The organism is Lentzea kentuckyensis (genome assembly GCF_002150765.1).
Classification (GTDB): domain Bacteria; phylum Actinomycetota; class Actinomycetes; order Mycobacteriales; family Pseudonocardiaceae; genus Lentzea; species Lentzea kentuckyensis.
Genome location: NZ_MUYM01000170.1, coordinates 1 through 7,744 on the forward strand (window position 1 = coordinate 1; position 7,744 = coordinate 7,744).

At 68.7% G+C, this 7,744-nt stretch carries 7 protein-coding genes; 4 read left to right on the forward strand and 3 right to left on the reverse strand.

The features are described 5' to 3' along the window. Window positions 1-262 (forward strand): hypothetical protein (locus B0F77_RS48430; protein WP_158103008.1); only part of this gene is annotated, 262 nt, incomplete at its 5' end. Between the two features lie 66 nt (window positions 263-328). On the opposite strand, the gene arc is transcribed toward B0F77_RS48430, so the two are convergent. Next, window positions 329-2,125 (reverse strand): proteasome ATPase, encoded by a 1,797-nt coding sequence (gene arc / locus B0F77_RS44935; protein WP_086669176.1) that lies wholly within the window; start codon window positions 2,123-2,125, stop codon window positions 329-331. Window positions 2,126-2,839: 714 nt separating this feature from the next. Here arc and B0F77_RS44940 point away from each other — a divergent pair. Both B0F77_RS44940 and B0F77_RS49485 read left to right on the forward strand, forming a co-directional pair. Then, window positions 2,840-3,688: an Rv0361 family membrane protein gene (locus B0F77_RS44940; RefSeq protein ID WP_086669177.1), complete on the forward strand. Its 849-nt coding sequence runs from the start codon at window positions 2,840-2,842 to the stop codon at window positions 3,686-3,688. Between the two features lie 103 nt (window positions 3,689-3,791). Beyond that, the gene (locus B0F77_RS49485) at window positions 3,792-4,589 is read left to right on the forward strand and encodes a hypothetical protein (protein ID WP_211294358.1); all 798 of its coding nucleotides are present in this window, start codon (window positions 3,792-3,794) and stop codon (window positions 4,587-4,589) included. Window positions 4,590-4,628: 39 nt separating this feature from the next. Here the strand turns inward: B0F77_RS49485 and B0F77_RS44950 are convergent, their stop codons facing one another. After that, the gene (locus B0F77_RS44950; RefSeq protein WP_211294359.1) at window positions 4,629-5,453 is read right to left on the reverse strand and encodes a tRNA (adenine-N1)-methyltransferase; all 825 of its coding nucleotides are present in this window, start codon (window positions 5,451-5,453) and stop codon (window positions 4,629-4,631) included. A gap of 15 nt (window positions 5,454-5,468) precedes the next feature. After that, complete coding sequence (locus tag B0F77_RS44955) at window positions 5,469-6,587, reverse strand: site-2 protease family protein (RefSeq protein WP_086669179.1); 1,119 nt, start codon at window positions 6,585-6,587, stop codon at window positions 5,469-5,471. Between the two features lie 116 nt (window positions 6,588-6,703). Between B0F77_RS44955 and B0F77_RS44960 the strand changes: the two genes are divergently transcribed. Then, entirely contained in the window at window positions 6,704-7,549 is an 846-nt protein-coding gene (locus tag B0F77_RS44960) for a RecB family exonuclease (RefSeq protein WP_086669180.1), read from the forward strand. Window positions 7,550-7,744 lie beyond the last annotated feature (195 nt).

A 7,744-nucleotide genomic window follows, 5' to 3' on the forward strand; every position in this document is an offset into this window, starting at 1 on the left:
CCGCGACGTCCCGGGACGTCGGACGCTGAAGCCCGACGGCAACCAGTGCTACGGGGTCGCGGACGGCGATGCGTCGTACGGGCAGGGCGAGGGATGCCTGGAGATCTTCGCCAAGGGCCTCGTGGCGCGGACGACCGCGGTGCTGCACGAGATCCGCTATCACGCGGGACTGGTCACGCTGATCGACCAGGACAGCCGCGTGGTGGCGGTGGACGCCGAGACCCGCGAGCAGGTCGCGGCGTTCGCCTTACCCGCCCGCTGAAAACGATGAAGGGACCCTTCATCCACCTGACGTGGATGAAGGGTCCCTTCATCGTCAAAAGCGGGACTACAGGTACGTGCCGGTGTTCGTTGCCGTGTCGATCGCGCGACCCGTCTCCTGGTTCTTCCCGGTGACGAGCGTGCGGATGTAGACGATCCGCTCGCCCTTCTTGCCCGAGATGCGTGCCCAGTCGTCCGGGTTCGTCGTGTTCGGCAGGTCCTCGTTCTCGGCGAACTCGTCGACGATGGCGGCCTGCAGGTGCCGGACCGAGAGGCCGGGCTGCTTGGTGTCGAGCAGCGACTTGATCGCCGCCTTCTTGGCCCTGTCGACGATGTTCTGGATCATCGCGCCGGAGTTGAAGTCCCGGAAGTACAGGACCTCCTTGTCACCGTTGGCGTAGGTGACCTCCAGGAAGCGGTTCTCCTCGGACTCCTCGTACATGCGCTCCACGGTGTGCTGCACCATGCCCTCGATGCAGGCCTTCGGGTCCCCTCCGAACTCGGCGAGGTCGTCGGCGTGCAGCGGGAGGTTGGGCGTCAGGTACTTGTTGAAGATGTCCTTCGCGCCCTCGGCGTCCGGTCGCTCGATCTTGATCTTCACGTCGAGGCGGCCGGGGCGGAGGATCGCCGGGTCGATCATGTCTTCACGGTTGGAGGCGCCGATGACGATGACGTTCTCCAGGCCCTCGACGCCGTCGATCTCGCTGAGGAGCTGGGGCACGATCGTCGTCTCGACGTCGGACGACACGCCGGAACCGCGGGTGCGGAAGATCGAGTCCATCTCGTCGAAGAACACGATCACCGGAGTGCCCTCGGACGCCTTCTCACGAGCCCGCTGGAAGATCAGGCGGATGTGCCGCTCGGTCTCACCGACGAACTTGTTGAGGAGCTCGGGGCCCTTGATGTTGAGGAAGTAGGACTTGGCCTGCTTGTCGGTCTCGCCGCGGATCTCCCGCACCTTCTTGGCCAGCGAGTTCGCCACCGCCTTGGCGATGAGCGTCTTGCCGCAGCCGGGAGGGCCGTAGAGCAGCACGCCCTTGGGCGGGCGCAGCTCGTACTCGCGGAAGAGGTCCGCGTGCAGGAAGGGCAGTTCCACGGCGTCGCGGATCTGCTCGATCTGCCGGGACAGGCCGCCGATGTCGCTGTAGTCGATGTCCGGGACCTCCTCGAGCACGAGGTCCTCGACCTCGGCCTTGGGGACCCGTTCGTAGGCGAAACCCGCCTTCGAGTCGACCAGCAGCGAGTCGCCGGGCTTGAGCGGCGAGTCGAGCAGTGGCTGGGCGAGCCAGACCACCCTCTCCTCGTCCGCGTGGCCGACGACCAGCGCGCGGGCGATGGTGTCCTCGCCGTCCTCGGTGAGCACCTCCCGCAGTGCGCAGACCTCACCCGACCGCTCGAAACCACCGGCTTCGACGACCGTCAGCGCCTCGTTGAGACGGACGGACTGGCCGTAGGCGATCTTCTCCGGCTCGACCGCCGGAGACACGGCGACCCGCATCCGGCGGCCGGACGTGAAGACGTCGACCGTCCCGTCGTCGAACCGCGCCATGAAGACGCCGTACCCGCTGGGTGGCTGGGCCAGCCGGTCGACCTCCTCACGCAGCGCGAGCAGCTGGCTTCGTGCTTCGCGGAGGGTGTCTATGAGCTTCGTGTTTCGCTCGGTCAGCTGGCTGACGCGCTCTGTCGCCTCAGCCAAGCGCTGCTCCAGCAACCGCGTGTGCCGCGGCGACTCGGTCAGCTTGCGACGCAACGACGCGATCTCGTCCTCGAGGAACCTGATCTGCGCAGTCAGCTCAGCAGAATTGTTGCCCTGGTTCAGCTCGCCACCCTCATCGGGTTGGCTGCCGGGATGACCGTGCTGCATGTCGGCACCCTCCTCCCGTGTTCGTACCGATTACGGTACCGGCGATCACCGACAAAATCGTGTACTCACAACATCATCTTCGCTCGTGTGACGCAACGGTCCGGCCTCCAACAGAGGTCAACTGCTCCATCCCGGTGTCCGGTTCGACCGCCCGACCGCTACGGTGCGTCCCAGAAACCTCTACCGGCGTTTCGTCCCGCGACACGCCAGCCGACCTGCAAGAAGTCCGAGGAGAGGGTCATGGGAGCACCTGGCACGGCGCCCCGTCCCTACGGTCCGCGACCACCCTCGGACGACCGCGGACACGCCTGGTACGGCTCACGGCCCGGCGACGGGCACGAACCCGCCGTCGTCCCACCAGGTGGACCACGGAGTAGTCCGATCGGTGGTCACGCACCGCTACCCACCCCGTTCCCTCTCGTCGGAGGACCCGCTGCACCGCGGCTCCAGCGGGACCGGAGGGCGTGCGGCCAACCGGGTGGTTTCGCCTGCGCGACCGGCGCACCACTCCGACAGCGCAGTGCATCGCGCTCGATTCCCGGTGGAGTTGCCGCAATCGTTATCAGACACGGCGTTCTGGCGGTCAGACGGGCACCGCACACGTGTGCATGACCACTCATGCGTGTCGATAGCTTTCATTCGGCCGCGAGTTGGTCCACGAAGTACCACAATGTCCACCGAAAAGATCACCTCATCCGCATCGGGGGAGTTTCGATGACCTACCCGCCGCAGCAGCCCGGTCCCTACGGGCAGCAGCCGCCGCCCGGCGGGCCGTACGGGCAGCAGCCGCCGCAGCAGCCGGGTTACGGCCAGCAGCCGCAGCCCGGGTACGGCCAGCAGCCGCCACCCGGGTACGGCCAGCAGCCGAATCCGTACGGCCAGCCGCAGCAGGACCCGTTCGGTCAGCAGGGCCCGCAGAGCGGTGGCTTCCCGCAGCAGGGCTACGGCCAGCAGCCGGGTCAGCCCGGTCCCTACGGCCAGCAGCCGCAGTACGGCCAGCCCGGCGGGTTCGGCGGTCCCCCGCCGCCGAAGAAGAGCAAGACCGGCCTGATCATCGGCGTCGTCGTCGGCGTGCTGGTGCTCGTCGGCGGTGGCATCACGGCCGCCATCGCGCTCTCCAGCAAGAGCTCGAGCACCTCCAACAGCTCGTCGTCCGACTCGAACAGCGGCAACAGCAACTCCGGCGGCGGTGACGACGCGGCCGACGTGAAGAAGGTCGCCGAGGAGTACTACGCCGCGGCCGCCGCCAAGAACGAGAGCAAGGCCAAGTCGATGGCCTGCGCCGAGGCCCTCAAGGAGGCCGAGGAGGCGGAGAAGAAGCTCACGCCGGAACAGCGCAAGCTGGCCGAGGAGCTCAAGAAGATGCCGGCACCCAAGGTCAGCGTCAAGGACGTGAAGGTGTCCGGCAACACCGCGGACGTCGGCGTCTCGACCAGCGTGACGATCGGCACCGAGACCAAGAACTTCGACACGACCGTGAAGTTCAAGAAGGAATCGGGTGACTGGAAGTTCTGCACGCTGGCCAAGGACGTGAAGCTGCCGGACTTTCAACCGACCAAGTGAGCTGACCACGCGTGCAGGGCCCTGCCGATTCGGCGGGGCCCTTTGTGAACCACCACAATGCCCAGCGAGAAGATCAGTTCCATCAGCATCGGGGGGAATTTCGATGACGTATCCACCGCAGCAGCCCGGCCCGTACGGCCAGCAGCCGGGACATGGCCAGCAACCGGGGTACGGCCAGCAGCCGCCGCCCGGCTACGGCCAGCCCCAGCCGGGCCCGTACGGCCAGCCGGGACCGCAGAGCGGTGGCTTCCCGCAGCAGGGCTACGGCCAGCCCCAGCCCGGCCAGCCCGGTCCCTATGGCCAGCAGCCGCAGTACGGCCAGCCCGGCGGGTTCGGCGGTCCCCCGCCGCCGAAGAAGAGCAACACCGGCCTGATCATCGGCGTCGTCGTCGGCGTGCTGGTGCTGGTCGGCGGTGGTGTCACGGCGGCCGTGCTGCTCTCCGGTGACTCGAAGAGCACCAACACCGCGTCGTCGAACACCACCGAGCCGGCGAACGACACCTCGGAACCGCAGAGCACGAAGACGACCTCGCCGAGCAGCACCAAGAGCGGCAGCGGTGACCGCGGCGCCGAGGAGGTCGCGAAGAAGTTCAGCGACGTGGTGCTCAAGGGCATGAAGGCGGGCAGCAGCGAACCGAACGACGTCAAGGAGTTCGTCTGCGCTGCGGAGTTCCCGAAGCTCAAGGCCAAGACCAGTGCCCCGCAGGCGGGCGCGACGGCGACCGTGACCGACGTCAAGACCTCGGGCAGCAGCGGCACGTTCACGCAGCGCCTCACCGGTCTCGTCGACCCGAACAACCCGGGCAAGGCCCAGTCCGGCGAGATCGTCTACAAGCTGTCGAAGGAAGGCAGCGCCTGGAAGGTGTGCGGCATCGACAGCATCGGCACGCCGACCAAGTGAGGTGGTGAGGGCCCCGGACGCCGGGGCCCTCCACCCGGCTCAGCCCTTGCTGGGACGGCGCTGCGGCTTGGGCGCGGTGACGCCGTCCGCGAGCTTGCGCGTGGTCAGCAGGAACGCGGTGTGCGCGATCATCCGGTGCTCCGGGCGCACGGCGAGCCCGACGACGTGCCACGGGCGGACGAGCGTCTCCCACGCGTGGGGCTCGGTCCAGCACGTCATCTCTCGCAGCGCCTCGGTGACGACGGAGAGCTGTGTGGTGGTGGCGACGTACACGACGAGAACGCCGCCGGGGATGAGGTTCTTCGCGACCGTGGGCAGCACCTCCCACGGCGAGAGCATGTCGAGGATGACCCGGTCGACCTCGCCCTCGTGGTTCTTCACGTCGTCGACGGTGATCGACCAGTTGCCGGGGCGTTCGCCGAAGAACTGCTCGACGTTGCGGATCGCGTGGACCGCGTGGTCGTCGCGCACCTCGTACGACTGGACGCTGCCCTTCTCCCCCACCGCGCGCAGCAGCGAGCACGACAACGCACCGGAACCAGCGCCGGCCTCCAGCACGCGCGCGCCGGGGAAGATGTCGCCGTACATGACGATCTGCGCGGCGTCCTTCGGGTAGATCACCTGCGCGCCACGCGGCATCGACAGCACGTAGTCCGGCAGCAGCGGGCGCAGCGCCAGGAAGTTCGTGCCGCCCACGGACTGCACGACGGACCCCTCCGGCTGTCCGAGGAGCTTGTCGTGCGGGATGGCGCCGCGGTGGGTGTGGTACTCCTTGCCGGGCTCCAGGACGACGGTGTAGTGCCGTCCCTTGGGGTCGGTGAGCTGAACCCGGTCGCCCGGACGGAACGGGCCACTTGCGCTAATCACCGCGCAATGGTGTCAAACGCCCTTCTCAATGGCCGCACGCAGGTCCTCCCTGCGCAGCACACCGGCCGGACGGCCCTCCAGGTCGACGACCAGGAACTGCCACGCGGCGGTGCCCTGGACGCGTTCCACGATCTCCTCGCCCGGCTCGTCGGCGAGCAGCACGGTCTCCGGCAGGATCGGCTCGGCGGCCTGCTCCGCGGGGGCGAACGGGCTCGCCGCGGCGAGTTCGCGGGCCAGTTCGGTGTCGAGCAGCCCGGCCGCCACCCCGTCCGCCCGGACCAGCACCACGCCCCGGCCCGCCGACGTGCTCAGCGCGTCCGCCACGGGACTTTCCGCCGGCAGCTGGAGCACCGGCCGGATGAGGTCGTTGAGCGTGACGCCCGCAGGCCACGTACGACGCCGTTCGCTGGCGAGCTCACTCCTCGCCCCGGCGACGACGACCCACGCCGTCAGCACGCACACGCCGAACCGCAGCCAACGGTCCTCCGCGCCCTCCGCGATGCCGTAGAGCGACCACACCACCAGTGCGAAGGCAACGGCGAAACCACCGACCACGGCGACACGCGTACCCATCGCGCGTTGCCCGGTCATGGCCCACACGCCCGCTCTGACGATCCGCCCACCGTCCAGCGGCAGTCCCGGTAGGAGGTTGAACACGGCCACGGCGACGTTCGCGGCGGCGATCTGGAAGACCAGCACCCACACGACGTCACCCGGTTCCATCACGAGCGCGCCGACGCCGAAGATGACCGCCAGCGCCACGGACACCAGTGGTCCAGCGCCCGCGATCACGCCCTCGTGGCTGGGTTTGCCGGGTGTGCGCATGATCTCGGACAGCCCGCCGAGCAGGTACAGCCGCAGTCTGCGCACCGGCAGGCCGAGCCGGAGCGCCGCGACGCAGTGACCGAGCTCGTGGGCGAGCACGCTCAGCCCCAGGAAGACCGCGAAAAGCGCCGCAAGGAGCAGCCCGATGGCCGGTGGAGTGCCGGGGGCGAGGTCGTCGACGAGCGGCGCGTAGAAGGCCACCACGATCGCCGAACCGATCCACCACGACGGCGCGAGCAGCACGGGGATGCCCGCCACCCGGAACAGCAGCAGGCCGCCCTCTCGCTCACTGATCCGCGCGGCCACGGGTGCACTGTAGAGCGGCGGGTGTGATCTCGCGGTTCGGTGGTCCGCTGGCGGCGGGCAGGCGGTGCGCAAGTGGCGAATGCAGAATTGTCAGACCCCTGTCCTAGGGTCGAACCATGAGCACCACGTTGCGCAGGCCCGCGCTGTCGCCGTCCCGGGCGGGGGACTTCAAGCAGTGCCCGCTGCTTTACCGCTTCCGCGCGGTCGACCGGCTGCCGGAAAGGCCGACCAAGGCGCAGGTGCGCGGCACGGTGGTGCACGCGGTGCTGGAAGACCTCTTCGCCCTGCCCGCCGCCGACCGGGTGCCCGACCGCGCCCGCGCGATGATCGAGCCGGCGTGGGACCGCGTGAAGGCCGAACGCCCGGAGTTCTCCACCCTGTTCGAGGAGCCGGGCGGCGCCGAGGAAACGGAGTGGCTCGCCTCCGCGACCAAACTGCTCGACGGCTACTTCGGCCTCGAGGACCCGAGGCGCCTGGAACCCGAGTCCCGCGAGCTCCTGGTCGAGTCAGAGCTCCCGTCCGGCGTCCTGCTGCGCGGCTACATCGACCGCGTCGACGTGGCCCCAACGGGTGAAATCCGGGTCGTGGACTACAAAACCGGCGCCGCCCCGCGCGAGATCGGCGAGGCCAAGGCGCTGTTCCAGATGAAGTTCTACGCCCTGGTCCTGTGGAAGCTGCGCGGCGTGGTCCCCCGCCAGCTGCGCCTGATGTACCTGGCCGACCGCCAGGCCCTCGCCTACACCCCGGACGAGGCGGAACTCTCCCGCTTCGAACGCACCCTGGACGCCATCTGGCAGGCCATCATGCGCGCGGCCCCGACCGGCGACTTCCGCCCGAACCCCAGCCGCCTGTGCGACTACTGCGACCACAAGGCCTTCTGCCCGGCCTTCGACGGCACGCCACCCCCGTACCCCGGCTGGCCGGAGCCCGACGACACCGAACCCCTCCAGGACCGCGACTGATGAGACATCCTCTGTCAACCTCAGGCGGCAGCTCGGGAGCTGAGGGCCTGTTGACGGTTGCGAAGGTGAATGCTCTCGTCGTAGCGGACGCCTTTGGCGAGGCAGTGCCACAGGATTTCCAGCCAACGGTTGCCCAGGGCGCGCAGGGTGGCGTGGTGGCCTTTGCCTGCGGCGATCTTGGTGTCGTAGAACTCT